This is a genomic window from Pseudomonas sp. PB105 (assembly GCF_009764655.1).
Classification (GTDB): Bacteria; Pseudomonadota; Gammaproteobacteria; order Pseudomonadales; family Pseudomonadaceae; genus Aquipseudomonas; species Aquipseudomonas cyclaminis.
The window spans coordinates 308,459-333,611 of record NZ_RWIO01000093.1; the positions used below are offsets into that span (position 1 = coordinate 308,459).

Here is a 25,153-nt window from a genome sequence, read left to right on the forward strand (position 1 = left end):
TTGAGCGAATCGCAGGGGTATCACGCAAACGGTTGCGTGATAAGGCGCGAACCCTTCAATTGAGGCGTTCGACGGAAGGTAAAACCATGGAATGCACCTCGCTCTGGAGGAAATCCGCCAGGCGCCGCAAGCGTTCACCACCCGGACGGGTTTTCGGCCACACCAGATAGTAACTTTCCCCACTCGCAACCGCCGTCGGCCACGGCAAACTCAAGCGTCCCTGCGCGACATCTTCGGCCACCATCAGCAGATCGCCCATGGACACGCCATAACCACGAGCGGCAGCAATCATGCCCAGTTCAAGCGTATCGAACACCTGCCCGCCCTTGAGCGATACCTGGTTCGACAGCCCCATGCGCTCCAGCCATTTGCGCCAGTCCCTGCGGTCGGGCGTGGGGTGCAGCAACTCGGTAGCGGCCAGGCGATTTACGTCCCAAGGGCCATCGTTCAACAGGTTCGGCGCGCCCACGGGTATTAACAACTCAGGGAACAAGTAGCTGGCTTCCCAGTCCGCCGGAAAGTGCCCATAGCTCAACAGCACCGCACAGTCGAAAGGCTCTTGATTGAAATCCACTTCATCCACATTCATCCAGGCGCTGGTCAGTTGCACTTCATTGCCCGGTTGTAACGCCCGAAAGCGGCTGAGCCGCGCCAACAACCAGCGCATGGTCAGGGTGGACGGCGCCTTCATGCGCAGGATGTCATCCTCGGCGTTCAGGGTATGGCAGGCCCGTTCCAGCGCCGCGAACCCCTCGCGCACACCGGGCAACAGCAGGCGCGCTGATTCGGTGAGCTGAAGGTTACGGCCACTTCGCTGGAACAGGCGGCAGGCGAAATGCTCTTCCAGCGTGCGGATATGTCGGCTCACCGCACTCTGGGTAATCGACAGTTCTTCGGCGGCACGGGTAAAGGAGTTATGCCGGGAGGCTGCTTCAAATGCCCGTAACGCATAAAGAGGAGGAAGACGACGCGACATAAGGAAAGCTCCGACAGCAGGACGCCTAAACCCTACCAGAATCAATCTGGCATGAGTTTTAATCATGCGAATGATCGCTTTTATCCCTTTGTGCAATGGGCTGAGAGGGCCGAGAATCAAACCCTCCCGACCCTCCGACTTTCTGAGTGTGATGATCATGCAGCATCCGGCACGTACCGAACTCTGGGCCATCCTGCGGCTGTCAGGGCCGTTGATTGCTTCACAGTTGGCGCACATGCTGATGGTGCTGACCGACACCCTGATGATGGCGCGCCTGAGCCCCGAAGCCTTGGCCGGTGGAGGCCTGGGCGCGGCTAGCTATTCGTTCGTGTCGATCTTCTGCATTGGGGTGATCGCCGCCGTGGGCACCTTGGTGGCGATCCGTCACGGCGCCGGCGACATCGAAGGTGCTACCCGCCTGACCCAGGCCGGGCTGTGGCTCGCCTGGCTGATGGCGCTGGCCGCGGCGCTGCTGCTGTGGAACCTCAAGCCGGTGCTGCTGATGTTCGGCCAGACCGACACCAACGTGCAGTCGGCGGGGCAATTTCTGACCATGCTGCCATTTGCCCTGCCCGGCTACCTGAGTTTCATGGCTTTGCGCGGCTTCACCAGCGCCATCGGCAAGGCCACCCCGGTGATGGTGATCAGCCTCGGCGGCACGGTGCTGAACTACCTGCTCAATCACGCGTTGATCGAAGGCATGTTCGGCCTGCCGAAACTCGGCTTGATGGGTATTGGCCTGGTCACCGCCATCGTCGCCAATGGCATGGCCCTGACATTGATGTGGTACATCCGCAGCAACCGTGCTTACGCCGCCTACCCGCTAAGCACCGGCCTGCTGCGCCTCAATACCCAATACCTGCGTGAATTGTGGCGCCTGGGCCTGCCGATTGGCGGCACCTACGCGGTCGAAGTCGGGCTGTTTGCCTTTGCCGCGCTGTGCATGGGCACCATGGGCAGTACGCAACTGGCGGCGCATCAGATCGCCCTGCAGATCGTCTCGGTGGCATTCATGGTCCCTGCGGGTATGTCCTACGCGGTGACCATGCGCATCGGCCAGCACTATGGAGCCGGGCAATTGTTGCAGGCGCGCATGGCCGGTCGCGTCGGCATCAGCTTTGGGGCGACGATAATGTTGGGATTTGCTGTGGTGTTGTGGCTGTTTTCCGACCCGCTGATCGGCCTGTTCCTCGACCATGACGACCCGGCGTTCCACGAGGTGATCGTGCTCGCCGTCAGCCTGCTGGCCGTCGCGGCTTGGTTCGAGTTGTTCGACGGCGTGCAGACCATCGCCATGGGCTGCATCCGGGGACTCAAGGACGCCAAGACCACCTTCCTGGTGGGGCTGGGCTGCTACTGGTTGATCGGCGCGCCTTCAGCGTGGTTGATGGCGTTCACGCTGGGCTGGGGGCCAACCGGTGTATGGTGGGGTTTGGCACTCGGCCTGGCCTGTGCGGCGGTAAGCCTGACCTGGGCGTTCGAGGCGAAGATGAAGCGGATGATTCGCCAGGAGCCTGAGGTTCAAGCCTCGTTTCAGGCTGCACAAACAGAGTAAAACCCTACCCTTCCACCGTTGATTGGGTTTGCAGGTCAGCAGCCCAACAGCGCCTGCTGGCCCTTGCCGAATGTGAGGTAATCCACCAACTCCGGTAACGGCAACGGCTTGCTGATCAGATAGCCCTGGGCTTGGTCACAGCCAAACAATCGCAAAAGCGCCAGCTGCTCCGGGGTTTCCACGCCCTCGGCCACCACTTCCAGGTTGAGGTTGTGGGCCAGGTTGATCATCGCGTGCACCAGCTTGCGGTTCTCTTCGCGCTCTTCCATGCCGCCGACAAAACTCTTGTCGATCTTCAACAAGGCAATCGGCAGGCTGTTGAGGTGCACGAACGAGGAGAAACCGGTGCCAAAGTCGTCCAGGGAAAACCGCACACCGAGCCGGCCGAGGGCGTCCATGGTCTGCTTGACCAGATCGCTACGGCGCATTACGGCGGTTTCGGTCAGTTCGAACTCCAGCCATTGCGCCTCTACGCCGCGCTCAGCGATCAATCGGCTGAGGGTTGAGAGCAACTGGCTGTCCTGGAACTGGCGGAACGACAGGTTGACCGCCATGTGCAACGGCGGCAGGCCGCGCTCACGCAGGTCTTGCATGTCGCGCAGGGCGCGGGAGATTACCCAGTAGCCCAACGGTACGATCAGGCCGCTCTGTTCGGCCAAAGGCACAAACTCGCTAGGCGGCAACAGGCCGCGCTCGCCGTGGCGCCAGCGCACCAGGGCTTCGAGGCCAACGATGTGGCCGTCATCCAGGTCCAGGCGCGGCTGGTAATGCAGCTCCAGTTCATCGCGGCGCAAGGCGCGGCGCAGTTCACTTTCCAGATCGGCGAGGCTGCGCGCGTTGCGGTTGATGCGTTCGTTGAAGATATGGAAGGTACAGCCTTGGGTGCTCTTGGCTTGCTGCATGGCGATATGGGCGTGCCACATCAATGGGTCGGCGCCAGCGCGGGCGCGGGCATGGGCCACGCCCAGGCTGCAACCGATCAGCAGGCTTTCGCCATCCACCCAGTACGGCTCGGCCATGGCTTCGGTGATGCGCTCGGCCATCCACTCTGCGCGTTGCGGTGCGCGGCGGGTGTCAATCAGCAAGGCGAACTCGTCGCTGCCCAGGCGTGCCAGTTGGTCGCCGATTTCAAGTTGGCTCTTGAGCCGCGAAACCACCTGCAGGATCAAGCGGTCGCCAGCCTGGTGGCCGAGGGCATCGTTGGCGTGGCGGAAGTTGTCGAGGTCCAGATGACCGAGGGCCAGACCGCGGCCTTCGTTCTCGGCCAGCCGCGCCGCAAGGAGGGTCTGGAAGCCCTGGCGGTTGGCGATACCGGTGAGCGGGTCTTGCTCGGCCAGGCGTTGCAGGGTGTTTTCCAGCACGCCGCGCTCACGCACATGACGCAGGCAGCGGCGCAGTATGTCGGCGTCCAATGCATCACGGATCAGCCAGTCACTGACGCCAAGCGGCGAAACCAGCGGCTCCTGCTCCAACAGCAATACGCACGGCAAGCTGCACTGGCCAGGGCCGGGTTGCAGGCTGGACGTGGTCAACAGCACGGCGCTGGCGTCATCGTCGAACAGACGACTCACCGAGTCCCAGTTTGGCGCGCTGATCAGCACAGCCCCATCGCCCATCGGCGCCAGGCACTCGCGCAACAACGCTGCCCACTCAGGCGTATCGGCCAGTAGCAGCAAACGCAAGGGTTCGACAGGCGTAGACAAGCTAGCTCCCTAGACTCTGCAAAATTTCGTTGGCGGCGGGCATTATGACGTGCGGCCTGATAATCACCAATGATAGGGGTTATCAAATGCGCAGGTGTAAGCATTTGTCGCTGTTTTAAGCGTAAAAAGCCTCGACATCCTGCGGCAAAGTAGCAAAACCGGCAAATTTAGATCGAGTGGTACGTCACACCGTCGATCCAGGGCAGCAGAATCTTGCCAGCCTGTTAAAATGCCCGCCCTTTTGAACAACGACTCCCGAAATTCTGTATGTCCCGACTCAATCCCCGGCAGCAAGAAGCCGTGAACTACGTCGGCGGCCCTCTATTGGTGCTCGCCGGTGCCGGTTCCGGCAAGACCAGCGTGATCACCCGCAAGATCGCGCACCTGATCCAGAGCTGTGGCATCCGCGCCCAGTACATCGTCGCCATGACCTTTACCAACAAGGCCGCGCGCGAGATGAAGGAGCGGGTCGGCACCCTGCTCAAGGGTGGCGAAGGCCGTGGCCTCACGGTGTGTACCTTCCACAACCTGGGGCTGAACATCATCCGCAAGGAGCATGCGCGGCTGGGCTACAAGCCGGGCTTCTCGATCTTTGACGAGACCGACGTCAAGGCCTTGATGACCGACATCATGCAGAAGGAATACGCGGGCGACGACGGCGTCGACGAGATCAAGAACATGATCGGCGCCTGGAAAAACGACCTCATCCTGCCGCCCGAAGCCCTGGAAAACGCGCGCAACCCCAAGGAACAGACCGCCGCCATCGTCTACACCCACTATCAGCGCACGCTCAAGGCGTTCAACGCGGTGGATTTCGACGACTTGATCCTGCAGCCGGTCAAGCTGTTCCAGGAACACGCCGACATCCTCGAAAAGTGGCAGAACAAGGTGCGCTACCTGCTGGTGGACGAATACCAGGACACCAACGCCAGCCAGTACTTGCTGGTGAAGTTGCTGATTGGCAAGCGCAACCAGTTCACCGTGGTGGGTGACGATGACCAGTCGATCTATGCCTGGCGCGGCGCCCGTCCGGAAAACCTGATGCTGCTCAAGGTCGATTACCCGTCCTTGAAAGTGGTCATGCTGGAGCAGAACTACCGCTCCACCAGCCGCATCCTGCGCTGCGCCAACGTGCTGATCTCGAACAACCCCCACGAGTTTGAAAAACAGCTGTGGAGTGAGATGGGCCACGGCGACGAAATCCGCGTGATCCGCTGTCGCAATGAAGACGCGGAAGCCGAGCGCGTGGCCGTCGAGTTGCTCACCTTGCACCTGCGTACCGATCGGCCCTACAGCGACTTTGCGATTTTGTATCGCGGCAACTACCAGGCCAAACTGATCGAGTTGAAGTTGCAGCACCACCAGATTCCGTATCGCCTGTCGGGGGGCAACAGCTTTTTCGGACGCCAGGAAGTAAAAGACCTGATGGCCTACTTCCGCCTAATCGTGAACCCGGACGACGACAACGCCTTCCTGCGCGTGATCAACGTGCCGCGCCGGGAAATCGGCTCGACGACTCTGGAAAAGCTCGGCAACTACGCCACCGAACGCAAGATTTCGATGTACGCCGCCACCGACGAGATCGGCCTGGGCGAGCACCTGGACACGCGTTTTACCGATCGCCTGGCGCGCTTCAAGCGCTTCATGGACAAGGTGCGCGAGCAATGCGCCGGCGAAGACCCGATCAGCGCCCTGCGCAGCATGGTCATGGACATCGACTATGAAAACTGGCTGCGCACCAACAGTTCCAGCGACAAGGCCGCGGATTACCGCATGGGCAACGTCTGGTTCCTGATCGAAGCGCTGAAGAACACCCTGGAAAAAGACGAAGACGGCGAGATGACCGTCGAAGACGCCATCGGCAAGCTGGTGCTGCGCGACATGCTCGAACGTCAGCAGGAAGAGGAAGACGGCGCCGAAGGTGTACAGATGATGACCTTGCATGCCTCCAAGGGCCTGGAATTTCCCTACGTGTTCATCATGGGCATGGAAGAGGAAATCCTCCCGCACCGCTCCAGCATCGAAGCCGACACCATCGAGGAAGAACGGCGCCTGGCCTACGTCGGCATTACCCGCGCGCGTCAGACCCTGGCCTTCACCTTTGCTGCCAAGCGCAAGCAATACGGCGAGATCATCGATTGCGCCCCCAGCCGGTTCCTGGATGAACTGCCGCCGGATGACCTGGCCTGGGAAGGCAATGACGACACCCCGACCGAGGTGAAGGCCGTGCGCGGCAACACCGCCCTGGCGGACATACGCGCGATGTTAAAGCGCTAGAATCGACTACTTTTCAATCTACTTTCGGCGCAGATCGCGCCATTAGAGGAAGCTTTCCGTGGAAGCACTGCACAAGAAAATTCGCGAAGAAGGCATCGTGCTTTCCGATCAGGTACTCAAGGTCGACGCCTTTTTGAACCACCAGATCGACCCGGCGCTGATGAAGCTGATCGGTGATGAATTCGCCGCGTTGTTCAAGGACTCGGGCATCACCAAGATCGTCACCATCGAAGCCTCGGGTATTGCACCGGCGATCATGACCGGGCTGAACCTCGGTGTGCCGGTGATCTTCGCCCGCAAGCACCAGTCCCTGACCCTGACTGAAAACCTGCTGTCGGCGACCGTTTACTCGTTCACCAAGCAAACCGAAAGCACCGTGGCCATCTCGCCGCGCCACCTCACCAGCAGCGACCGCGTGTTGGTGATCGACGACTTCCTGGCCAATGGCAAAGCGTCCCAGGCGCTGATTTCGATCATCAAGCAGGCCGGTGCAACCGTTGCCGGCCTGGGGATCGTGATCGAGAAATCGTTCCAGGGTGGCCGTGCGGAACTGGATGCGCAGGGTTATCGGGTTGAGTCGCTGGCGCGGGTGAAGTCGTTGGCCGGTGGCGTAGTTACGTTCATCGAATAACCTCGATTCAAAATGTGGGAGGGGGCTTGCCCCCTCCCATATTTGCCTTGTGTTGCTTGTTAGTGCGCGGTGGCTTGGAGGCCGGCCAGTAGCAGGCGCTGGTATAAATCTTCTTTCAGCCCCTCCGGTTTATCCAACCGCATCCGCTTCAAATGCTCGGGAAACGCTTGCGGTTCCGGCGCATCCAACGCCGCCTTACCCAACTCCAGAATTTCCGTCAGCTTGAATTTGCTCTTGAGCCAGTTCAATGCGCGCAACAGATCCCGCTCTTCATCCGTGAAATCGCTGCCCAGCGGGTACTCCGGAAACAAACGCCGATGCCGCGCCTGAATCCCCTTGAGCCGCTCCGGTGTGTTGTCGATAAATCGCGGATCGAGCTGGAAATCCCTGGGCAACTTGCCCGCCTTCTGTGCCTCTTCGATCAGGTCATCCTGGAACCTGGAGTCGGTGATATTGAGTAACGCCTCAATCACCTTGGCATCCGTCTGACCGCGCAGATCGGCGATTCCATACTCGGTGATGACGATATCCCGCAGGTGCCGAGGAATAGTGCAGTGCCCATAATCCCAAACGATATTGGAGCTGATCTCTCCGCCCGATTCGCGCCAGCTGCGCAAAATCAGGATCGACCGCGCACCCTCCAGCGCATGGCCTTGGGCCACAAAGTTGTACTGCCCGCCTACGCCGCTGAGCACGCGGCCGTCTTCCAACTGGTCCGCCACACCCGCGCCGAGCAACGTCACCATGATCGCGCTGTTGATAAACCGAGCATCCAGGCGCTGCAAACGCTTAAGTTCTTCCTGGCCGTACAGCTCGTTGATGTAGCTGATGCGGGTCATGTTGAATTCAAGGCGCTTGGCGTGGGTCATTTCCTGCAAGCGCTGGTAAAAACTGCGTGGCCCGAGGAAGAAACCACCGTGGATGGACACGCCGTCAGGCTGCGCCGCATCGTCCAGCAAGCCGGCATTGGCCTGCTCCTGGGTCGCGATATCCGGGTATACCTTGCGCCGCACAATTCCCGCATCCGCCAGTACCAACAGGCCGTTGACGAACATTTCGCTGCACCCGTAAAGGCCACGGGCGAAGGGGTCGACACCGCCTTCGTGGCTGATCAGCGGTGCCCATTGGTACACATCCAGGTCGGTCAGCAGCAGGCGGTATGCTTCATTATCGGCCTGGCGCGCCAGTAAGGCGGCGGTCAGCGCATCGCCCATGGAACCGATACCAATCTGCAAGGTGCCGCCATCGCGCACCAGCGTGCTGGCATGCAGGCCGATGAAATGGTCCTGGAACCCCACCGGCATGTTCGGTGTGGAGAACAGCGTGGTGCTGTCCTTTGCATCGATCAGGTAGTCGAACGCATCCATGCCCAACTCGGAATCGCCCGGCATGTAGGGCAAATCGGTGTGAACCTGGCCGACGATCAGGATGGTTTCCCCCGCGTCACGGCGCTTGGCGATCATCGGTAACAGGTCGAGGGTGATATCGGGGTTGCAGCTCAGGCTCAGGCGATCTGGGTGCTCGGCGCTGCTCGCGACCAACTGCGCCACCAGGTTCAGGCCTGCGGCATTGATATCGCGGGCGGCGTGGCTGTAGTTGCTGCTGACGTAATCCTGTTGGGCCGACGTACTGTGCAGCAGACTGCCGGGCTGCATGAAGAACTGCTGCACGTGGATGTTCTTCGGCAGGCTGTCTGAATGCAGGGCAGCGAGAAACTCCAACTCGGGGTAATCCCCAAACACCCGCTCGATAAAGGGTTCGAGAAAGCGCTTCTGCAAGCCATCGCCCATCGTTGGCCGGCCCAGGCTCAGCGCGGTGTAAATCGTCAGCGCCCGCTCCGGCAGCTTGGCGACACGCCGGTACAGCGCATTGACGAACAGATTGGGCTTGCCCAGGCCCAGCGGCATGCCCATGTGGATATGCGCCGGCAAACGCGCCAGTACGTCGTCAACTGCTTGCTCGATTGAACACAACTGCACCATCCGACCCTCCTGACATTCCATGATTAGGGGTTGGACCGAGCTTGCCGGGTCTTTGCTGCAATCACCAGCCCGAAACCTAAATCACAGGTACAAAAAAGCCGCTCGTAAGCGGCTTTTTTGGCGAAGATCGGCTAATTACAGGCCGGACATCTTCTTGATCGCCCCTTTAAGCTCTTCATCCGAGCAATCCGCACATGTGCCTTTAGGCGGCATGGCGTTGATGCCGGTGATGGCCTTGGCCAGGATGCCATCAAGGCCGCCCTGGTGGTCGGCGCGTTCTTTCCAGGCGGTGGTGTCGCCGATTTTCGGCGCGTTCAGCAGGCCGGTGCCGTGGCACGCGTTGCAGTGTTTGGCGATGATGTCATCCGGGGTTTTCGCACCACCACCGCCTGCGGCCACGGCGACTTCCATGCCTTTGCATTCCTGGCCCTGGACGCAGACCTGGCCCACGGGCTCCAGGCGCTTGGCAATGTCATCATTGGTCGCAGCTTGTGCGCTCACAGCCCATAGGGCCAGTACGGTTGCTGGTGCAGCCAGCATTTTCATAATTAGGTTCACGCGTTCACCCTCAATGGTGGCTATTCACGCCTGCGGCCACGGTTTCGCAGGCGGCGAAAGTATAACGGTTAGCCCGCCGGGCTGAAACAACCCTATTAAATAAAGGGAGATTCAGCCTTGCGGAATACAGCCAGGGTGTCTCTGCAACGCTGGCAGGACGCCTCTATTCTTAAAAGTTCGCGGGTGTGGCTGCGCTGATTAGTCGCGCCGGTACGTCGAACGGATTGCGAAAACGATGAGGCTTGGTACTTTCAAAGTAGTAGCTATCGCCGGCTTCGAGCACAAAAGTTTCAAGACCGACCACCAACTCCAGGCGACCTTCCAACAGAATCCCGGTTTCTTCGCCTTCGTGGGTGAGCATTTCTTCACCGGTGTCGGCGCCAGGCGGGTAGATCTCGTTGAGAAACGCGATGGCCCGACTCGGGTGCGCCCGACCTACCAGTTTCATGGTGACGGCGCCGTCGGAGATGTCGATCAGCTCATTGGCTTTATAGACGATCTGGGTCGGTATTTCCTGGAGGATCTCTTCGGAAAAGAACTCGACCATCGACATGGGAATGCCGCCCAGCACCTTGCGCAAGGAGCTGATCGAGGGGCTGACACTGTTTTTTTCGATCATCGAAATGGTGCTGTTGGTGACACCCGCACGCTTGGCGAGCTCGCGCTGGGAAAGACCCTTCAGTTTACGGATGGATTGCAGTCGTTCGCCGACGTCCAATGCAGGAGCCTCCTAGGATTCAGGCTTTGTTGTAATTGAGCGTTATCATGGCGACAGCGTTCAGTATTTACAACACTTGGGCCTAAATCCCAGGGCGCGGTGTTCGTGCCTGACGCTCAAGCCTCGCAATAGAGCCTTGGCACTCGACGCAGGTTGCAGAAGATCTGGTAGGGAATGGTCTCGGCGGCAACTGCGACGTCACTGGCAAGGATGTGCTTGCCCCACAACTCCACCGTGGAACCCAGACCGGCCTGGGGCACGTCCGTCAGGTCGACACATAGCATGTCCATGGACACACGCCCCAGCAATTGGCTGCGCTGCCCGGCCACCAGCACCGGCGTGCCGGTGGGCGCGTGGCGCGGGTAGCCGTCGGCATACCCCATGGCAACCACGCCGATGCGCATCGGTTTGGGCGTGATAAACCGGGCGCCGTAGCCCACAGGCTCGCCGGCCGGCAGTTCGCGTACGCAGATCACTTTCGATTCCAGGGTCATCACCGGCTGCAGACGTGCGGCAATGGCGTGGTCTTCGCCAAATGGCGTCGCGCCGTAAAGCATGATGCCGGGGCGCACCCAGTCGCTGGACATGCTCGGCCAGCCCAGCACCGACGGCGAGTTGCGCAGGCTGACCTCAGCCGCCAAGCCTTGGCGCGCCGCCTCAAACACCGCGACTTGCTCATTGCTGCTGACGCAATCGAGTTCATCGGCGCGAGCGAAGTGGCTCATCAAGACAATTTTCGCGACTTTGCCGCTGGCCAGCAGGCGCTGGTAGGCCTCGTGATAATCCTTGGGGTGCAGGCCGACGCGATGCATGCCCGAGTCCAGCTTGAGCCAGATCGTCAGGGGTTTGCCCAGCCTGGCCTGTTCGATCGCCTCCAGCTGCCACAGCGAATGCACCACGCACCACAGATCATGCTCGATGATCAGCGGCAGTTCGTCGGCTTCAAAAAAACCTTCCAGCAGCAGCACCGGCGCACGAATCCCGGCAGCGCGCAGCTCCAGGGCTTCCTCGATACACGCGACGGCAAACCCATCAGCCTCGGCTTCCAGCGCCTGGGCCACCCGCACGGCACCATGGCCATAGGCGTCGGCCTTGACCACGGCAAGGGCCTTGGCCCCCGTGACTTCACGGGCCAATTGGTAGTTGTGGCGCAGGGCTTGGAGGTCGATCAGGGCACGGGCTGGACGCATGGCGGCAGGCTTCTAGGCGGCAAAGTGAAGAAAAACCGGCACCGACCAACTGCTTCGGCACCGGGAGAGGGATCTTGGTTTAAGGCAGCGCGGCCACGACGGACAGCTCTACCAGGATTTCTGGCTCACACAGTTTGGCTTCAACCGTGGCGCGGGCCGGAGCGACGCCCTTTGGCAGCCACGTGTCCCACACCGCGTTCATGCCGGCGAAATCGGCGTCGATGTCTTTCAGGTAGATCGTCACGGACAAAAGCCTGGTCTTGTCGGTGCCGGCCAGGTCCAGCAAGCGCTCGATATTGGCCAGGGTTTCACGGGTCTGCTGTTCAATTGCGGCGTTCATGTCGTCACCGACTTGCCCGGCCAGGTACACGGTACCGCTGTGGACGACGATCTGGCTCATGCGCTCATTGGTGAGCTGGCGCTGGATTGACATGTTGTGCGGACTCCTGGTGGTTGCCGTAACGGGAAATATCGAGGCCCGCGGCACTGATTTGCGGGGTTTTCCTGGCCATCAGATCAGCCAGCAAGCGGCCGGAGCCGCAGGCCATCGTCCAACCGAGGGTGCCATGGCCAGTGTTCAGGAACAGATTCTTGAAGGGAGTGGCACCGACAATCGGTGTGCCGTCGGGGGTGGTCGGGCGCAGGCCGGTCCAGAACTCGGCAGCAGCCAGATCGCCGCCCTGAGGATAAAGGTCGTTGACGATCATCTCCAGGGTTTCGCGCCGACGCGGGTTAAGCGACAGGTCAAAACCGGCTATTTCAGCCATGCCACCGACACGGATGCGGTTGTCGAAACGGGTGATCGCGACCTTGTAGGTCTCGTCAAGGATGGTCGAAGTCGGCGCCATCGCCGGGTTGGTGATCGGCACGGTCAGCGAGTAACCCTTGAGCGGGTACACCGGCGCCTTGATCCCCAGCGGCTTGAGCAGCTTCGGCGAGTAGCTGCCGAGGGCGAGCACGTAGCGGTCGGCGGTTTCCAGCTTGCCGTCGATCCACACGCCGTTGATACGATCACCGGCATGGTCGAGGCGCTGGATATCCTGTTCGAAACGGAACTCCACGCCCAGTTGCTTGCACATGTCGGCCAGGCGGGTGGTGAACATCTGGCAGTCGCCGGTCTGGTCGTTCGGCAGGCGCAGGGCACCGGCGAGGATGTCGGTAACGTTGGCCAGGGCCGGTTCAACGCGGGCAATGCCGGCGCGGTCGAGCAGTTCGAACGGCACACCGGACTCTTTCAGCACGGCGATATCCTTGGCGGCGCCGTCGAGCTGTGCCTGGGTGCGGAACAGCTGGGTAGTCCCCAGGCTGCGGCCTTCGTAGGCAATGCCGGTCTCGGCGCGCAATTCGTCGAGGCAGTCGCGGCTGTACTCGGACAGGCGCACCATGCGCTCCTTGTTCACTGCATACCGGCTGGCGGTGCAGTTGCGCAGCATCTGCGCCATCCACAGGTATTGATCGATATCGGCCGTGGCCTTGATCGCCAGCGGCGCGTGGCGTTGCAGCAGCCACTTGATTGCCTTGAGCGGCACGCCCGGTGCGGCCCATGGCGAGGCATAGCCCGGCGACACCTGGCCAGCGTTGGCGAAGCTGGTTTCCATGGCAGCGGCTGGCTGGCGGTCGACCACGACCACCTCGAAACCGGCCCGAGCCAAATAGTAGGCACTGGTCACACCAATGACGCCGCTACCCAAGACCAGAACGCGCATTTTTATATCCTCATCGCGGCTTGGCCGCCGACGTGTGTTGTTCGAGCAATGATGAGCGCAGTATAAAAAGCAATCACCAGTGCATTTCACTATATAAATGCCTATATTTGGCGACAATTCTCGGCAGAAACCCTTTTCACAGAGGCGTATCCCCTATGCGTACCAACACCCAGACCAAGCGGGAGCTGGACAAGATCGACCGCAATATCCTGCGCATCCTGCAAACCGACGGGCGTATCTCGTTCACAGAGCTGGGTGAAAAGGTCGGGCTGTCGACCACGCCGTGCACCGAACGGGTCCGCCGGCTGGAGCGCGAAGGGATCATCATGGGCTACAACGCGCGGCTCAATCCTCAGCATTTGAAGGGCAGTCTGCTGGTATTTGTCGAGATCAGCCTCGATTACAAATCCGGCGACACCTTTGAGGAATTTCGCCGGGCCGTGCTGAAACTGCCCCATGTGCTGGAGTGTCATTTGGTGTCCGGCGACTTTGACTACCTGGTAAAAGCGCGGATTTCCGAGATGGCGTCGTACCGCAAATTGCTGGGCGACATTCTGCTCAAGCTGCCCCACGTGCGCGAATCCAAGAGCTATATCGTGATGGAAGAGGTGAAAGAGAGCCTGAACCTGCCGATCCCCGACTGACTGACACAGGTGATCGAGTAAAGCCGCTACACCAGCACCTGCCGGGTGCTCGCCATGTACTCGTGGATCTGCTTCTCCACCCTCGGGTGAATCAGCTCCACCGGCCCCCGCCCATTGGGACATGGCAAGGTTTTGGTCGTGCCAAACAAGCGGCAGATCAACGGCCGCTCGTCATACACCGTGCAACCGTTGGGCCCCAGGTGCACACAGTTCAGCTCGTCCATTGCCGCGTCCTGTTCGGCAGCAGTCTTACGCGGCAGTCGCGACATTTCCTCGGGCGATGTAGTCACTGGCCCACAGCAGTCGTGGCAACCGGGAACGCACTCGAACGAAGGAATCTGGCGGCGCAATGCGCTGACTTTCTGACTGTTGCAACTCATCGAAGCAGGTACCAAACGGCGAATAGGCGTGGATTCTGACGCAAAACGCACCGCACAGACAGCTTCGTCCGACCGCTGTATCCTGCGTCAAATTTTCCAAACAGGGATGCTCCCCATGACCGCCAGCGCCCGGCACACCGCTTCCTACTACGCCGCCAGCAGCCTGCCGCAGCCCGATTACCCGGTGTTGACCGGCGAAGTGACTGCCGACGTGTGCGTGATCGGCGGGGGGTTTTCCGGGCTTAACACCGCACTGGAACTGGCCGAGCGTGGTTTGCGCGTGGTGTTGCTGGAGGCGCGCAAGATCGCCTGGGGCGCCAGCGGGCGTAATGGCGGGCAACTGATTCGCGGCGTCGGCCACGGCCTGGACCAGTTCACCAATGTGATCGGCAGCGATGGCGTGCGCGAGATTAAGCTGATGGGCCTGGAAGCCGTCGAAATCGTGCGTGAGCGCGTCGAGCGCTACCAGATCCCCTGCGACCTGACCTGGGGCTACTGCGACCTCGCCAACAAGCCTCGCGACCTGCACGGGCTCGCCGAAGACGCCGAAGAACTGCGCAGCCTCGGCTATCGCCATGAAGTGCGCCTGCTGCAAGCTACCGAGATGAGCAGCGTCATCGGTTCCGACCGCTATGTGGGCGGCATGATCGACATGGGGTCAGGCCACCTGCACCCGCTGAACCTGGCGCTCGGCGAAGCGGCCGCCGCGCAGCAGTTGGGCGCGCAGTTGTTTGAGCAGTCCGAAGTGACACGCATCGACTACGGCCACGAGGTCAAGGTGCACACCGCCCACGGCCACGTGCGTGCCAGGACCCTGGTACTGGCCTGCAACGCCTACCTCAACGGCCTCAACCCGCACCTGAGCGGCAAAGTGCTGCCCGCCGGCAGCTACATCATCGCCACCGAACCCTTGAGCGAAGCGCAGGCCGCCAACCTGTTGCCGCAGAACATGGCGGTGTGCGATCAACGGGTGACGGTGGACTATTTCCGCTTGTCCGCCGACCGTCGCCTGTTGTTCGGCGGCGCCTGCCACTACTCCGGCCGTGATCCCCAGGACATCGGCGCCTACATGCGGCCGAAAATGCTGAAGGTGTTCCCGCAGTTGGCCGACGCAAAAATCGACTACCAGTGGGGCGGCATGATCGGCATCGGCGCCAACCGCTTGCCGCAGATCGGTCGGTTGGCGGATCAACCCAACGTGTATTACGCCCAGGCTTATGCGGGCCATGGCCTCAACGCCACACACCTGGCGGGCAAGCTGCTGGCCGAAGCCATCAGCGGCCAGCAGCAGGGGCGTTTCGATCTGTTCGCAAAGGTGCCGCACATCACCTTCCCCGGCGGCCAGCACCTGCGCTCGCCGCTGCTGGCGCTGGGGATGCTCTGGCACCGCCTCAAAGAGCTGGTGTGATCAACCGCGCCAGAAAGGCTTCAAGCCTTCCTGGCGCGCCTGCTCGGCAGTCAGCCCGATATCCTGCAATTGCTCGCAGGTCAGGGTCAGCAAAGCCTTGCGCGTGTGGCGACGGTGCCAGAACAGGCTCCAGCGGTTACCCGTGAGCGCAGACAGTGCCCGCTCCTGCCCTGCTTCCAGTTCCTGACTGTGTAGCGCCAGCCGCACATCGCTCATGCCGTTCATGTTGTTGCCCCTCAGTGGCGTGTTGCCTTGAGTGACAAGCATGGGCGAACGGCAAAAACCATTACAGATTCAACCTACCTTTATTAAATCCATACAGACACTGCCTATGGGCCAGTGAATCCTGTATTTTCTCTCTATCTGTACTGGTCCACTGGGAGCGACCGTCATGACCCTTTATGTCAATCTCGCCGAATTGCTGGGCACCCGCATCGAACAGGGCTTCTATCGCCCCGGTGATCGATTGCCGTCCGTGCGGGCCTTGAGCGTCGAACATGGGGTCAGCCTCAGCACCGTGCAACAGGCTTATCGCCTGCTGGAAGACAACGGCCTGGCGATGCCCAAGCCCAAGTCCGGCTACTTCGTTCCCGTTGGCCGCGAGCTGCCGGCCCTGCCGGAAATAGGCCGCCCCGCCCAACGCCCGGTAGAAATCTCCCAGTGGGACCAAGTGCTGGAACTGATTCGCGCTGTGCCGCGAAAAGACGTCATACAGATGGGCCGGGGCATGCCGGATGTATTGTCACCCACCCTCAAACCCCTGCTGCGAAGCCTTGCCCGCGTCAGCCGGCGCCAGGATCTGCCGGGGCTGTATTACGACAACATCCTCGGCTGTATGGAACTGCGTGAGCAAATCGCCCGGCTGTCGTTGGATTCCGGCTGCCAGTTGACCGCCGAAGACATCGTGATCACCACCGGCTGCCATGAGGCGCTGTCCGCCAGCATCCACGCCATCTGTGACCCCGGCGATATCGTCGCGGTGGACTCGCCGAGCTTCCACGGCGCCATGCAGACCCTCAAGGGACTGGGCATGAAAGCCCTGGAAATCCCCACTGACCCCATCACTGGCATCAGCCTCGAAGCCTTGGAGTTGGCCCTGGAGCAGTGGCCGATCAAAGTCATTCAGTTGACCCCCAACTGCAACAACCCGTTGGGCTACATCATGCCCGAGGCACGCAAACGCGCTTTGTTGAACCTCGCACAGCGTTTTGACGTGGCGATCATCGAAGACGATGTGTATGGCGAATTGGCCTACAGCTACCCGCGCCCGCGCACCATCAAATCCTTCGACGAAGATGGCCGCGTGCTGCTCTGCAGTTCCTTCTCGAAAACCCTGGCGCCGGGCCTGCGCATTGGCTGGGTGGCACCGGGGCGCTACTTGGAACGGGTGCTGCACATGAAATACATCAGCACCGGCTCCACCGCGACCCAACCGCAGATCGCAATTGCCGAATTTCTCAAGGGTGGGCATTTCGAGCCGCATTTGCGGCGCATGCGCACCCAATACCAGCGCAATCGCGACTTGATGCTCGATTGGGTCAGCCGCTATTTCCCGGCGGGCACGCGCGCCAGCCGCCCCCAGGGCAGCTTCATGCTGTGGATAGAACTGCCGGAGGGCTTCGATACTCTGAAACTCAACCGGGTGCTCATAGAACAAGGTGTCCAGGTCGCCGTGGGAAGCATCTTTTCTGCATCGGGCAAGTATCGGAACTGCCTGCGTATGAACTACGGTGCCAAGCCAACCCCGCAGATTGAAGAAGCGGTGCGCAAGGTCGGTGTCGCGGCGATAAAGATGTTGGCCGAGTCGGCGGACTGACCTTTCGCGAGAAATCGCCGTCATATGCCGACAACCGCCCTGAACTGGAAGCGCCTCCCTTGATGATTCGACGGCTTTTACCGTTTTGCCTGTTGGGAGCCCTGACCCTGGGTGGCTGCGCCACAGTGAGCACACCGCGTATCCCCAGCGACGCACTGCCGGCAGCACAGTCGTCGTTCGGCCGCTCGATCCAGGCCCAGGCCGCGCCTTACCAGGGCCGCTCCGGTTTCCGCCTGTTGCCCAACAGCAGCGAAGCCTTCATGGCCCGCGCCGAGCTGATCCGGAACGCCCAGACCAGCCTCGATCTGCAGTACTACATCGTCCACGACGGCATCAGCACGCGCATGCTGGTGGATGAACTGCTCAAGGCCGCCGACCGTGGCGTGCGTGTGCGCATCCTGCTGGACGACACCACCAGCGACGGCCTCGACCAGATCATCGCCACCCTCGCCGCCCACCCCAAGATCGAGATTCGCCTGTTCAATCCCCTGCACTTGGGACGCAGCACCGGTGTGACGCGGGCCATGGGCCGCCTGTTCGACCTGTCGCTGCAACACCGGCGCATGCACAACAAGCTGTGGCTGGCGGACAACAGTGTGGCCATCGTCGGCGGGCGAAACCTGGGGGATGAATATTTCGACGCCGAGCCAAACCTGAATTTCACCGATATCGACATGCTCAGCGTAGGGCCGGTGGCCGAGCAGCTCGGGCACAGTTTCGATCAGTACTGGAACAGCGCCCTGAGCAAACCGATTGACGATTTTGTCTCAAACAGCCCCTCTAAAGGCGACCTGGCTGCCGCGCGCGTGCGCCTGGAGGCGTCGTTGGCCGAGTCACGCCAGCAGAATCACGCGCTGTACAACCGCCTGCGCACCTACCAGACCCAACCGCGCATGGACATCTGGCGCCGCGAGCTGATCTGGGCCTGGAACCAGGCGTTGTGGGACGCACCGAGCAAGGTGCTGGCCAAGGCCGACCCGGACCCACGCCTGCTGCTGACCACCCAACTCGCACCGGAGCTGGAAGGCGTCAACCATGAGCTGATAATGATCTCGGCGTACTTCGTACCGGGGCAGCCTGGGCTGGTGTACCTGACGGGGCGCGCCGACGCGGGTGTATCGGTGAGCCTGTTGACCAACTCCCTTGAAGCCACCGATGTGCCGGCCGTGCACGGCGGCTATGCGCCTTATCGCAAGGCGCTGCTGGAGCACGGGGTCAAACTCTATGAACTGCGCCGCCAACCCGGCGACGGCGGTGGCAGCAGCCCGCACCTGTTTCGCCGGGGCTCCTTCCGAGGTTCGGATTCCAGCCTGCACAGCAAGGCCATGATCTTTGATCGGACGAAGTCGTTTATCGGCTCGTTCAATTTCGACCCCCGCTCTGTGTTGTGGAATACCGAAGTCGGCGTCTTGGTGGACAGCCCCGAACTGGCGGAACACGTGCGCAACCTGGCGTTGCAAGGCATGGCACCCGCCTTGAGTTACGAGGCGAAACTGCAGGACGGCAACGTGGTGTGGGTCACCGAAGATGACGGGCAACTGCACACGCTGACCCGCGAGCCTGGCAGTTGGTGGCGGCGGTTCAATGCGTGGTTCGCCACCAGCGTCGGCCTGGAACGCATGCTCTGACACAACGCAAATCCTCTGCGGGAGGCCGCAAGCCCCTCCCACAGAGGATCGCATTTTGATTCAGGCTGGCTGTGCGGCACCGAATGCGCCCTGGCGCAGCAATAGCACGACCAACCCCAACGCCCCCGCCGCCATCAACAGCGGCAGGGCATGCCCGTTGATCCACTGGCTGCCCGCCCCGGCCACCAGTGGCCCGATCAGGCAACCGATGCCCCACAGCTGGGCGATGTGGGCATTGGCGCGCACCAGCGCATCGTCGCGATAACGCTCGCCGATCAGGATCAGCGACAGGGTAAACAACCCACCGGCACTGGCGCCGAACAACACCCATATCGGCCAGATCAACAGCGTGTGCAACGTCAACGGAATCGCCAGGCTGGACACCAGCAACAACACAGCACAACTCAGGAACAACGTGCGCCGTGGCAGGTAGTCGGCCAGCGCACCGATGGGCAATTGCAGCAGCGCATCGCCGACCACCACCGTGCTGACCATCGCCAAGGCAATCTCGGCGGTAAAGCCTTGTTGCAGGCAATACACCGGCAGCAGCGTCAAGATCATCGCTTCGAACGCGGCGAACAGCGCCACCGCCCAGGCAATCGCCGGCAGGCTGCGGCAAAAGCGCCACAGCTCGACGAAAGTCACGCTGAACGAATCGGCGGTGGGTGCGCCGGAGCGTCCCAGCAATGCCAGCGGGGCAATCACCAACAAAGCCACGCCGACCCAGATGCCATAGTCATGGTCGGTGCCGATCACGCCCAGCAGCAGTGGCCCGGACAGCTGGCTCAAGGCGTAACTGCAGCCATACAGCGCCACCAATCGGCCACGCCACTGCTCCACCACTAACTGGTTGATCCAGCTTTCACCGAGGATAAACACGATGGTCAGGATCACCCCGATCATCAGGCGCAGCACCAGCCATATCGGGTAGCTGGGCAGGATCGCCAGTAAACCGATGGACACCGCACCGCACCACATACACAGACGCATCAGATTGGCAGTGCCGAGCCATGCGGCCAGCCGGCTGGAGACCTTGGCGCCAAGCAATACGCCGAACGCCGGCATGGCCGCCATCACGCCAATGGCGAAGCTGCCGTAGCCCCAACCTTCCAGACGCAGGGACACCAGCGGCATGCTGACACCCAGCGCCAAGCCGACGCTAAGTACCGAGGCCAGGACGGCGAAATAGGTCGCCCAACGCATTGCCACGCTCCTGTGGATAATTCTTGAGAACACACAAAACAGTGTGGGAGGGGGCTTGCCCCCGATGGCGCGGATCATTGAGCACGTTAAGTGCCTGACACACTGCTATCGGAGGCAAACCTCCTCCCACCTTCGACCTGCGGTGTTGCTTAGAGCTTGATCCAGGTCGATTTCAGTTCGGTGTATTTGTCGAACGCATGCAGCGACTTGTCGCGACCGTTACCCGATTGCTTGAAGCCACCAAACGGCGCAGTCATGTCGCCGCCGTCGTATTGATTGACCCACACGCTGCCGGCGCGTAGGGCCTTGGCGGTCAGGTGCGCTTTGGAGATGTCAGCGGTCCACACGGCGGCAGCCAGGCCATACACCGTGTCGTTGGCAATCTTGATCGCCTCTTCGGCGCTGTCGAAGGTGATCACCGAAAGTACCGGGCCGAAGATCTCTTCCTGGGCGATCTTCATGGCGTTGGTCACGCCGTCGAAAATCGTTGGCTCGACGTAGGTACCGCCGGTTTCTTCCAGGATGCGCTTGCCGCCGGCCACCAGTTTGGCGCCATCGGCGTGACCTGCTTCGATGTACGACAGCACGGTGTTCATCTGCTGGGTGTCCACCAACGCGCCGACGGTGGTTGCAGGGTCCAGCGGGTTGCCGGGCTTCCAGGCCTTGAGCGCCTCGATGACCAGCGGCAGGAATGTATCCTTGATGGAGCGCTCCACCAGCAGGCGCGAGCCGGCGGTACAGACTTCACCCTGGTTGAAGGCAATGGCGCTGGCTGCAGATTTTGCGGCGGCTTGCAGGTCCGGGGCGTCGGCGAACACGATGTTCGGGCTTTTGCCGCCGGCTTCCAGCCATACGCGCTTCATGTTCGACTCGCCGGAGCGGATCAACAGCTGCTTGGCGATCTTGGTCGAGCCGGTGAATACCAGCGTGTCGACGTCCATGTGCAGCGCCAGCGCATTGCCGACGGTGTGGCCGTAGCCCGGCAGCACGTTGAACACGCCTTTCGGAATACCGGCTTCAACCGCCAGGGCCGCGATACGGATGGCGGTCAGCGGGGATTTTTCGGACGGTTTGAGGATCACCGAGTTACCGGTGGACAACGCCGGGCCGAGTTTCCAGCAGGCCATCATCAGCGGGAAGTTCCACGGCACGATGGCGCCAACCACACCCACCGGCTCGCGGGTTACCAGGCCCAGTTGATCGTGCGGCGTGGCAGCGACTTCGTCGTAAATCTTGTCGATGGCCTCGCCGCTCCAGCTCAGGGCATTCGCCGCGCCGGGTACGTCGATGTTCAGGGAGTCGCTGATCGGCTTGCCCATGTCCAGGGTTTCCAGCAGCGCCAGCTCTTCGGCATTGGCCTTGAGCAGCGCCGCGAAACGGATCATGGTGGCTTTGCGTTTGGCCGGCGCCAGGCGCGACCAAGCGCCGGAATTGAAGGTGGCGCGGGCATTTTCGACGGCGCGCTGGGCGTCGGCGGCGTCACAGCTGGCAACAGTGGCCAGCAGACGGCCGTCGACCGGGCTGATGCATTCGAAGGTGTCACCGGAAACAGCGGCGGTGTATTCGCCATTGATGTAGGCGCGGCCTTCGATCTTCAGATCCTTGGCGCGTTGTTCCCAGTCGGCACGGGTCAGGGTGGTCATGCGAGTGTCCTCCTCTTGTTGAATACAAGGGCCAGGCGATGTCCCCCGGCAGCCTCAAAGAATGCTTGCCCGCCAGCCAACTGTTCGGCTCAAAGGCAGTTGCCACCCTAAACCAGCGGCTGGGGATGTTTCAATATATTTGACATAACGCCGGTAAACGCCCTTGCGATGTTCATTTTAATAAACATAGACTTTGGGCTCTCCAACCCCAGGCCAGACGGGACACGCACATGAGCATCCAGGACATCGTCGACTTCAGCCAAGCCAACACCGCCCCCGAACGCTATCGCCCTGCCGCAGAGAAAATCCTCAAGGGAGATCCCGAGCAGACGGTCTACAACCACTACAACAGCCCATGTGGCCAGATGAGTGCGGGGGTCTGGGAAGGTGAGGTCGGGCAGTGGAAGGTCAGCTACACCGAGCATGAGTACTGCGAGATCGTGCAGGGTGTGTCCGTGCTGCGCGACGCCGAGGGCAACGCCAAGACCTTGCGCGCCGGCGACCGCTTCGTGATTCCCGCCGGCTTCAGTGGCACCTGGGAAGTACTGGAACCCTGCCGCAAGATCTATGTGGTGTTTGAACAGAAGGCTTGATCAACCAAATTCCACGCAAAAAAAAGCCCGACTCGTGAGAGACGGGCTTTTTTTCACAAGGAAGAAAATCAATTACTTGATTTTGCCTTCTTTGTAGATCACGTGCTTGCGAACGCGCGGGTCGAACATTTTCTTTTCGAGCTTGTCCGGGGTAGTACGCTTGTTCTTGTCGGTAGTGTAGAAGTGACCAGTACCGGCGCTAGAGATCATTCGAATCAATTCACGCATGATAGAGCTCCTTAGATCTTGCCAGCGGCACGGATTTCGGCCAGCACGACAGTGATGCCACGCTTGTCGATGATACGCATGCCTTTAGCAGATACACGCAGGCGAACAAAACGTTTCTCTTCTTCAACCCAGAAGCGGTGATGCTGCAGGTTCGGCAGGAAACGACGACGGGTTTTGTTATTTGCGTGGGAAATGTTATTCCCAGTCACCGGACCCTTACCGGTAACTTGACAGACTCTCGACATGCCTCAGCCCTCTAAAACCACATGCCCAACCCGGCATGGGTTGGCCGCTTAATCTCTCAGTCATTTGGCGCCAGGCGCCGCGTTTCTTTAAGGGTCTTACCGGCTACACCTACAGTGAAGGAACCGGGCCCCTAGAAAAGAGCGCTGCTTTATACCAGAAAGACCCTGACGCAACAACAGCGAGTGTGTTTTTACCGGAGTAAATCTCGGCCGTTGACGCCAGAACCGTTGCCAGGAGGGGCCGCTACAACAGCCGACCGCTCGTCGCACAGAATGATTTTCAGCGCCCGCGTGCACCGTGAAGTGCGCGACAAAACTATCTGAGGCGCCATCAAAACAGCATTTGAGCCAAAAGCACAGGCAAAAATGGGCTAGTCATTTATCAATCAGAGCACTACGGTAGGACTTTTCCAGACTGCGCTCGCAGATGGGCCTTCGATCTGCAAAGGAAACCGAATATGCGCCTCGCTGCCCTACCGCTGTTGCTTGCCCCTCTTTTTATCGCTCCGCTGGCCTCTGCCGCCACCAACCTGAGCGTGTGCACCGAGGCCAGCCCCGAAGGGTTTGATGTGGTGCAGTACAACTCGCTGACCACCACCAACGCCTCCGCGGACGTATTGATGAACCGCTTGGTGGACTTCGATGCCGCCAGCGGCAAGCTGGTGCCAAGCCTGGCCGACAGCTGGGACGTGTCGCCGGACGGCCTGACCTACACCTTCAAGCTGCACCCGAATGTGAAGTTCCACCGTACCGAGTACTTCACCCCCAGCCGCAGCCTGACCGCCGAAGACGTGCGCTTCAGCTTCGAGCGCATGCTCGACCCGGCCAACCCGTGGCACAAGATCGCCCAGAGCGGTTTCCCTCACGCCCAGTCGCTGCAACTACCGACACTGGTCAAGAAGATCGATGCGCTCGACCCACTGACCGTGCGCTTCACCCTGGACCATGCCGACTCCACCTTTCTCGCCGCCCTGAGCATGGGCTTCGCCTCGATTTACCCGGCCGAGTACGCCGACAAACTGCTCAAGGCCGGTACGCCCGAGAAGCTCAACAGCCAACCGATTGGCACCGGGCCGTTCATTTTCAGTCGCTTCCAGAAAGACGCCGTGGTTCGCTACAAAGCCAACCCGGACTACTTTGGCGGCAAACCGGCTGTGGATAACTTGATCTTCGCGATCACACCGGACGCCAACGTGCGCTTGCAGAAGCTGCACCGCGATGAATGCCAGATCGCCCTGTCGCCCAAGCCGCTGGATGTGGGCGAGGCCGAGAAAGACCCGGCCCTCAAAGTGGAACAAACCGCCGCATTCATGACCGCATTCGTGGCGATCAACAGCCAGCACCCTCCCCTGGACAAGCCCGAAGTGCGTCAGGCGATCAACCTGGCCTTCGACAAGGCCAGCTACCTCAAAGCGGTATTTGAAGGCACCGCCGAAGCCGCCAACGGCCCTTATCCGCCCAATACATGGAGCTACGCCAAGGACTTGCCGGGTTATCCACAGGACCTCGACAAGGCCAGGGCCCTGCTCAATCGCGCCGGGCTCAAGGATGGCTTCAAGACCACCATTTGGACACGCCCCACCGGCAGCCTGCTGAACCCCAACCCGAACCTCGGCGCGCAACTGCTGCAAGCCGACCTGGCCAAAGTCGGCATCCAGGCCGAGATCCGCGTGATCGAATGGGGCGAGCTGATTCGCCGCGCCAAAGCCGGCGAGCATGACCTGCTGTTCATGGGCTGGGCCGGCGACAACGGTGATCCGGATAACTTCCTGACCCCGCAGTTTTCCTGCGCAGCGGTGAAATCCGGGACCAACTTCGCGCGTTACTGCGACCCTGCGCTGGACAAGCTGATCAGTGCCGGCAAGACCACCAGCGAGCAAGGGGTGCGCAGCAAGCTGTATCAACAGGCCCAGGCGCAGATCCAGCAGCAGGCGTTGTGGCTGCCGCTGGCGCATCCGACCGCGTTTGCCCTGGCCCGCAAGAATGTCGAGGGATACCAGGTGAGCCCATTCGGGCGCCAGGACTTCTCGAAGGTCAGCGTCAAGCCCTGAACCATGGCCCCCACCGCA

The 25,153-nt window shown here is 61.0% G+C and carries 23 protein-coding genes; 9 read left to right on the top strand and 14 right to left on the bottom strand.

Going from position 1 to position 25,153, the window contains the following annotated elements:
* Positions 1 to 55: 55 nt before the first annotated feature.
* Positions 56 to 976, bottom strand: coding sequence for a LysR substrate-binding domain-containing protein (locus EJD88_RS24630; RefSeq protein WP_158879230.1), 921 nt, complete (start codon positions 974 to 976; stop codon positions 56 to 58).
* Positions 977 to 1,127: 151 nt separating this feature from the next.
* Here EJD88_RS24630 and EJD88_RS24635 point away from each other — a divergent pair, with 151 nt between their 5' ends.
* Positions 1,128 to 2,531, top strand: coding sequence for a NorM family multidrug efflux MATE transporter (locus tag EJD88_RS24635; RefSeq protein ID WP_158879231.1), 1,404 nt, complete (start codon positions 1,128 to 1,130; stop codon positions 2,529 to 2,531).
* A gap of 35 nt (positions 2,532 to 2,566) precedes the next feature.
* On the opposite strand, the gene EJD88_RS24640 is transcribed toward EJD88_RS24635, so the two are convergent.
* Positions 2,567 to 4,234, bottom strand: a complete 1,668-nt coding sequence (locus EJD88_RS24640; RefSeq protein ID WP_099585999.1) for a bifunctional diguanylate cyclase/phosphodiesterase — start codon at positions 4,232 to 4,234, stop codon at positions 2,567 to 2,569.
* Positions 4,235 to 4,501: 267 nt separating this feature from the next.
* Here EJD88_RS24640 and rep point away from each other — a divergent pair, with 267 nt between their 5' ends.
* A complete protein-coding gene (rep, locus tag EJD88_RS24645; protein ID WP_099586000.1) occupies positions 4,502 to 6,511 on the top strand; it encodes a DNA helicase Rep in 2,010 nt (669 codons plus the stop codon).
* A 58-nt stretch (positions 6,512 to 6,569) separates the two neighbouring features.
* Positions 6,570 to 7,142 carry a xanthine phosphoribosyltransferase gene (locus EJD88_RS24650; protein ID WP_071485175.1) on the top strand — a complete coding sequence of 191 codons (573 nt, stop codon included), beginning with the start codon at positions 6,570 to 6,572 and terminating at the stop codon, positions 7,140 to 7,142.
* Between the two features lie 59 nt (positions 7,143 to 7,201).
* Here EJD88_RS24650 and EJD88_RS24655 read toward each other — a convergent pair whose 3' ends face one another.
* The 6 genes from EJD88_RS24655 to dadA all read right to left on the bottom strand — a co-directional run bounded on the left by EJD88_RS24655 (position 7,202) and on the right by dadA (position 13,296).
* Positions 7,202 to 9,124 (bottom strand): acetyl-CoA hydrolase/transferase C-terminal domain-containing protein, encoded by a 1,923-nt coding sequence (locus EJD88_RS24655; RefSeq protein ID WP_158879232.1) that lies wholly within the window; start codon positions 9,122 to 9,124, stop codon positions 7,202 to 7,204.
* A 135-nt stretch (positions 9,125 to 9,259) separates the two neighbouring features.
* Positions 9,260 to 9,670 carry a cytochrome c5 family protein gene (locus EJD88_RS24660; protein WP_158879322.1) on the bottom strand — a complete coding sequence of 137 codons (411 nt, stop codon included), beginning with the start codon at positions 9,668 to 9,670 and terminating at the stop codon, positions 9,260 to 9,262.
* 181 nt (positions 9,671 to 9,851) lie between these two features.
* On the bottom strand, positions 9,852 to 10,400 hold the full coding sequence (locus EJD88_RS24665) for a cupin domain-containing protein (RefSeq protein ID WP_005792468.1): 549 nt from the start codon (positions 10,398 to 10,400) through the stop codon (positions 9,852 to 9,854).
* Between the two features lie 116 nt (positions 10,401 to 10,516).
* A complete protein-coding gene (gene alr, locus EJD88_RS24670; RefSeq protein ID WP_099586003.1) occupies positions 10,517 to 11,590 on the bottom strand; it encodes an alanine racemase in 1,074 nt (357 codons plus the stop codon).
* Positions 11,591 to 11,669: 79 nt separating this feature from the next.
* The gene (locus EJD88_RS24675; RefSeq protein ID WP_099586004.1) at positions 11,670 to 12,023 is read right to left on the bottom strand and encodes a RidA family protein; all 354 of its coding nucleotides are present in this window, start codon (positions 12,021 to 12,023) and stop codon (positions 11,670 to 11,672) included.
* Positions 11,995 to 13,296, bottom strand: coding sequence for a D-amino acid dehydrogenase (gene dadA / locus EJD88_RS24680; RefSeq protein ID WP_158879233.1), 1,302 nt, complete (start codon positions 13,294 to 13,296; stop codon positions 11,995 to 11,997). Before dadA ends, EJD88_RS24675 begins: the two co-directional genes overlap by 29 nt.
* 155 nt (positions 13,297 to 13,451) lie before the next feature.
* On the opposite strand from dadA, the gene EJD88_RS24685 reads away from it, so the two are divergent.
* Positions 13,452 to 13,940, top strand: a complete 489-nt coding sequence (locus EJD88_RS24685) for an Lrp/AsnC ligand binding domain-containing protein (RefSeq protein WP_003176896.1) — start codon at positions 13,452 to 13,454, stop codon at positions 13,938 to 13,940.
* A gap of 26 nt (positions 13,941 to 13,966) precedes the next feature.
* Here EJD88_RS24685 and EJD88_RS24690 read toward each other — a convergent pair whose 3' ends face one another.
* Complete coding sequence (locus tag EJD88_RS24690; protein ID WP_099586006.1) at positions 13,967 to 14,320, bottom strand: YkgJ family cysteine cluster protein; 354 nt, start codon at positions 14,318 to 14,320, stop codon at positions 13,967 to 13,969.
* Between the two features lie 115 nt (positions 14,321 to 14,435).
* Here EJD88_RS24690 and EJD88_RS24695 point away from each other — a divergent pair, with 115 nt between their 5' ends.
* Positions 14,436 to 15,728, top strand: coding sequence for an FAD-binding oxidoreductase (locus EJD88_RS24695; RefSeq protein ID WP_158879234.1), 1,293 nt, complete (start codon positions 14,436 to 14,438; stop codon positions 15,726 to 15,728).
* On the opposite strand, the gene EJD88_RS24700 is transcribed toward EJD88_RS24695, so the two are convergent.
* Complete coding sequence (locus tag EJD88_RS24700; RefSeq protein WP_099586008.1) at positions 15,729 to 15,953, bottom strand: DUF1127 domain-containing protein; 225 nt, start codon at positions 15,951 to 15,953, stop codon at positions 15,729 to 15,731.
* Positions 15,954 to 16,119: 166 nt separating this feature from the next.
* Between EJD88_RS24700 and EJD88_RS24705 the strand changes: the two genes are divergently transcribed.
* Both EJD88_RS24705 and EJD88_RS24710 read left to right on the top strand, forming a co-directional pair.
* Positions 16,120 to 17,544 carry a PLP-dependent aminotransferase family protein gene (locus EJD88_RS24705; protein WP_158879235.1) on the top strand — a complete coding sequence of 475 codons (1,425 nt, stop codon included), beginning with the start codon at positions 16,120 to 16,122 and terminating at the stop codon, positions 17,542 to 17,544.
* A 62-nt stretch (positions 17,545 to 17,606) separates the two neighbouring features.
* The gene (locus tag EJD88_RS24710; RefSeq protein ID WP_158879236.1) at positions 17,607 to 19,172 is read left to right on the top strand and encodes a phospholipase D family protein; all 1,566 of its coding nucleotides are present in this window, start codon (positions 17,607 to 17,609) and stop codon (positions 19,170 to 19,172) included.
* A 60-nt stretch (positions 19,173 to 19,232) separates the two neighbouring features.
* On the opposite strand, the gene EJD88_RS24715 is transcribed toward EJD88_RS24710, so the two are convergent.
* Together EJD88_RS24715 and EJD88_RS24720 are read right to left on the bottom strand one after the other, a co-directional pair.
* Entirely contained in the window at positions 19,233 to 20,375 is a 1,143-nt protein-coding gene (locus tag EJD88_RS24715; protein WP_112192754.1) for an MFS transporter, read from the bottom strand.
* A gap of 149 nt (positions 20,376 to 20,524) precedes the next feature.
* Positions 20,525 to 22,018 carry an aldehyde dehydrogenase gene (locus EJD88_RS24720; protein WP_099586012.1) on the bottom strand — a complete coding sequence of 498 codons (1,494 nt, stop codon included), beginning with the start codon at positions 22,016 to 22,018 and terminating at the stop codon, positions 20,525 to 20,527.
* A gap of 230 nt (positions 22,019 to 22,248) precedes the next feature.
* Here EJD88_RS24720 and EJD88_RS24725 point away from each other — a divergent pair, with 230 nt between their 5' ends.
* Positions 22,249 to 22,611, top strand: coding sequence for a cupin domain-containing protein (locus EJD88_RS24725; RefSeq protein WP_112192756.1), 363 nt, complete (start codon positions 22,249 to 22,251; stop codon positions 22,609 to 22,611).
* Between the two features lie 72 nt (positions 22,612 to 22,683).
* Here EJD88_RS24725 and rpmG read toward each other — a convergent pair whose 3' ends face one another.
* Together rpmG and rpmB are read right to left on the bottom strand one after the other, a co-directional pair.
* On the bottom strand, positions 22,684 to 22,839 hold the full coding sequence (gene rpmG / locus EJD88_RS24730) for a 50S ribosomal protein L33 (RefSeq protein WP_003176906.1): 156 nt from the start codon (positions 22,837 to 22,839) through the stop codon (positions 22,684 to 22,686).
* Between the two features lie 11 nt (positions 22,840 to 22,850).
* Complete coding sequence (rpmB, locus tag EJD88_RS24735; protein WP_003176907.1) at positions 22,851 to 23,084, bottom strand: 50S ribosomal protein L28; 234 nt, start codon at positions 23,082 to 23,084, stop codon at positions 22,851 to 22,853.
* 458 nt (positions 23,085 to 23,542) lie between these two features.
* Between rpmB and EJD88_RS24740 the strand changes: the two genes are divergently transcribed.
* On the top strand, positions 23,543 to 25,135 hold the full coding sequence (locus tag EJD88_RS24740) for an ABC transporter substrate-binding protein (protein WP_158879237.1): 1,593 nt from the start codon (positions 23,543 to 23,545) through the stop codon (positions 25,133 to 25,135).
* The last annotated feature ends 18 nt before the right edge of the window (positions 25,136 to 25,153 follow it).

What these genes read in the sequence shown, in the direction of transcription:
- EJD88_RS24630 (WP_158879230.1), bottom strand. Translation starts at nt 976, where the DNA reads ATGTCGCGTCGTCTTCCTCCTCTTTATGCGTTACGGGCATTTGAAGCA.
- EJD88_RS24635 (WP_158879231.1), top strand. Translation starts at nt 1,128, where the DNA reads ATGATCATGCAGCATCCGGCACGTACCGAACTCTGGGCCATCCTGCGG.
- rep (WP_099586000.1), top strand. Translation starts at nt 4,502, where the DNA reads ATGTCCCGACTCAATCCCCGGCAGCAAGAAGCCGTGAACTACGTCGGC.
- EJD88_RS24655 (WP_158879232.1), bottom strand. Translation starts at nt 9,124, where the DNA reads ATGGTGCAGTTGTGTTCAATCGAGCAAGCAGTTGACGACGTACTGGCG.
- EJD88_RS24660 (WP_158879322.1), bottom strand. Translation starts at nt 9,670, where the DNA reads ATGAAAATGCTGGCTGCACCAGCAACCGTACTGGCCCTATGGGCTGTG.
- alr (WP_099586003.1), bottom strand. Translation starts at nt 11,590, where the DNA reads ATGCGTCCAGCCCGTGCCCTGATCGACCTCCAAGCCCTGCGCCACAAC.
- EJD88_RS24675 (WP_099586004.1), bottom strand. Translation starts at nt 12,023, where the DNA reads ATGTCAATCCAGCGCCAGCTCACCAATGAGCGCATGAGCCAGATCGTC.
- dadA (WP_158879233.1), bottom strand. Translation starts at nt 13,296, where the DNA reads ATGCGCGTTCTGGTCTTGGGTAGCGGCGTCATTGGTGTGACCAGTGCC.
- EJD88_RS24685 (WP_003176896.1), top strand. Translation starts at nt 13,452, where the DNA reads ATGCGTACCAACACCCAGACCAAGCGGGAGCTGGACAAGATCGACCGC.
- EJD88_RS24690 (WP_099586006.1), bottom strand. Translation starts at nt 14,320, where the DNA reads ATGAGTTGCAACAGTCAGAAAGTCAGCGCATTGCGCCGCCAGATTCCT.
- EJD88_RS24695 (WP_158879234.1), top strand. Translation starts at nt 14,436, where the DNA reads ATGACCGCCAGCGCCCGGCACACCGCTTCCTACTACGCCGCCAGCAGC.
- EJD88_RS24700 (WP_099586008.1), bottom strand. Translation starts at nt 15,953, where the DNA reads ATGAACGGCATGAGCGATGTGCGGCTGGCGCTACACAGTCAGGAACTG.
- EJD88_RS24705 (WP_158879235.1), top strand. Translation starts at nt 16,120, where the DNA reads ATGACCCTTTATGTCAATCTCGCCGAATTGCTGGGCACCCGCATCGAA.
- EJD88_RS24710 (WP_158879236.1), top strand. Translation starts at nt 17,607, where the DNA reads ATGATTCGACGGCTTTTACCGTTTTGCCTGTTGGGAGCCCTGACCCTG.
- EJD88_RS24715 (WP_112192754.1), bottom strand. Translation starts at nt 20,375, where the DNA reads ATGCGTTGGGCGACCTATTTCGCCGTCCTGGCCTCGGTACTTAGCGTC.
- EJD88_RS24720 (WP_099586012.1), bottom strand. Translation starts at nt 22,018, where the DNA reads ATGACCACCCTGACCCGTGCCGACTGGGAACAACGCGCCAAGGATCTG.
- EJD88_RS24725 (WP_112192756.1), top strand. Translation starts at nt 22,249, where the DNA reads ATGAGCATCCAGGACATCGTCGACTTCAGCCAAGCCAACACCGCCCCC.
- rpmG (WP_003176906.1), bottom strand. Translation starts at nt 22,839, where the DNA reads ATGCGTGAATTGATTCGAATGATCTCTAGCGCCGGTACTGGTCACTTC.
- rpmB (WP_003176907.1), bottom strand. Translation starts at nt 23,084, where the DNA reads ATGTCGAGAGTCTGTCAAGTTACCGGTAAGGGTCCGGTGACTGGGAAT.
- EJD88_RS24740 (WP_158879237.1), top strand. Translation starts at nt 23,543, where the DNA reads ATGCGCCTCGCTGCCCTACCGCTGTTGCTTGCCCCTCTTTTTATCGCT.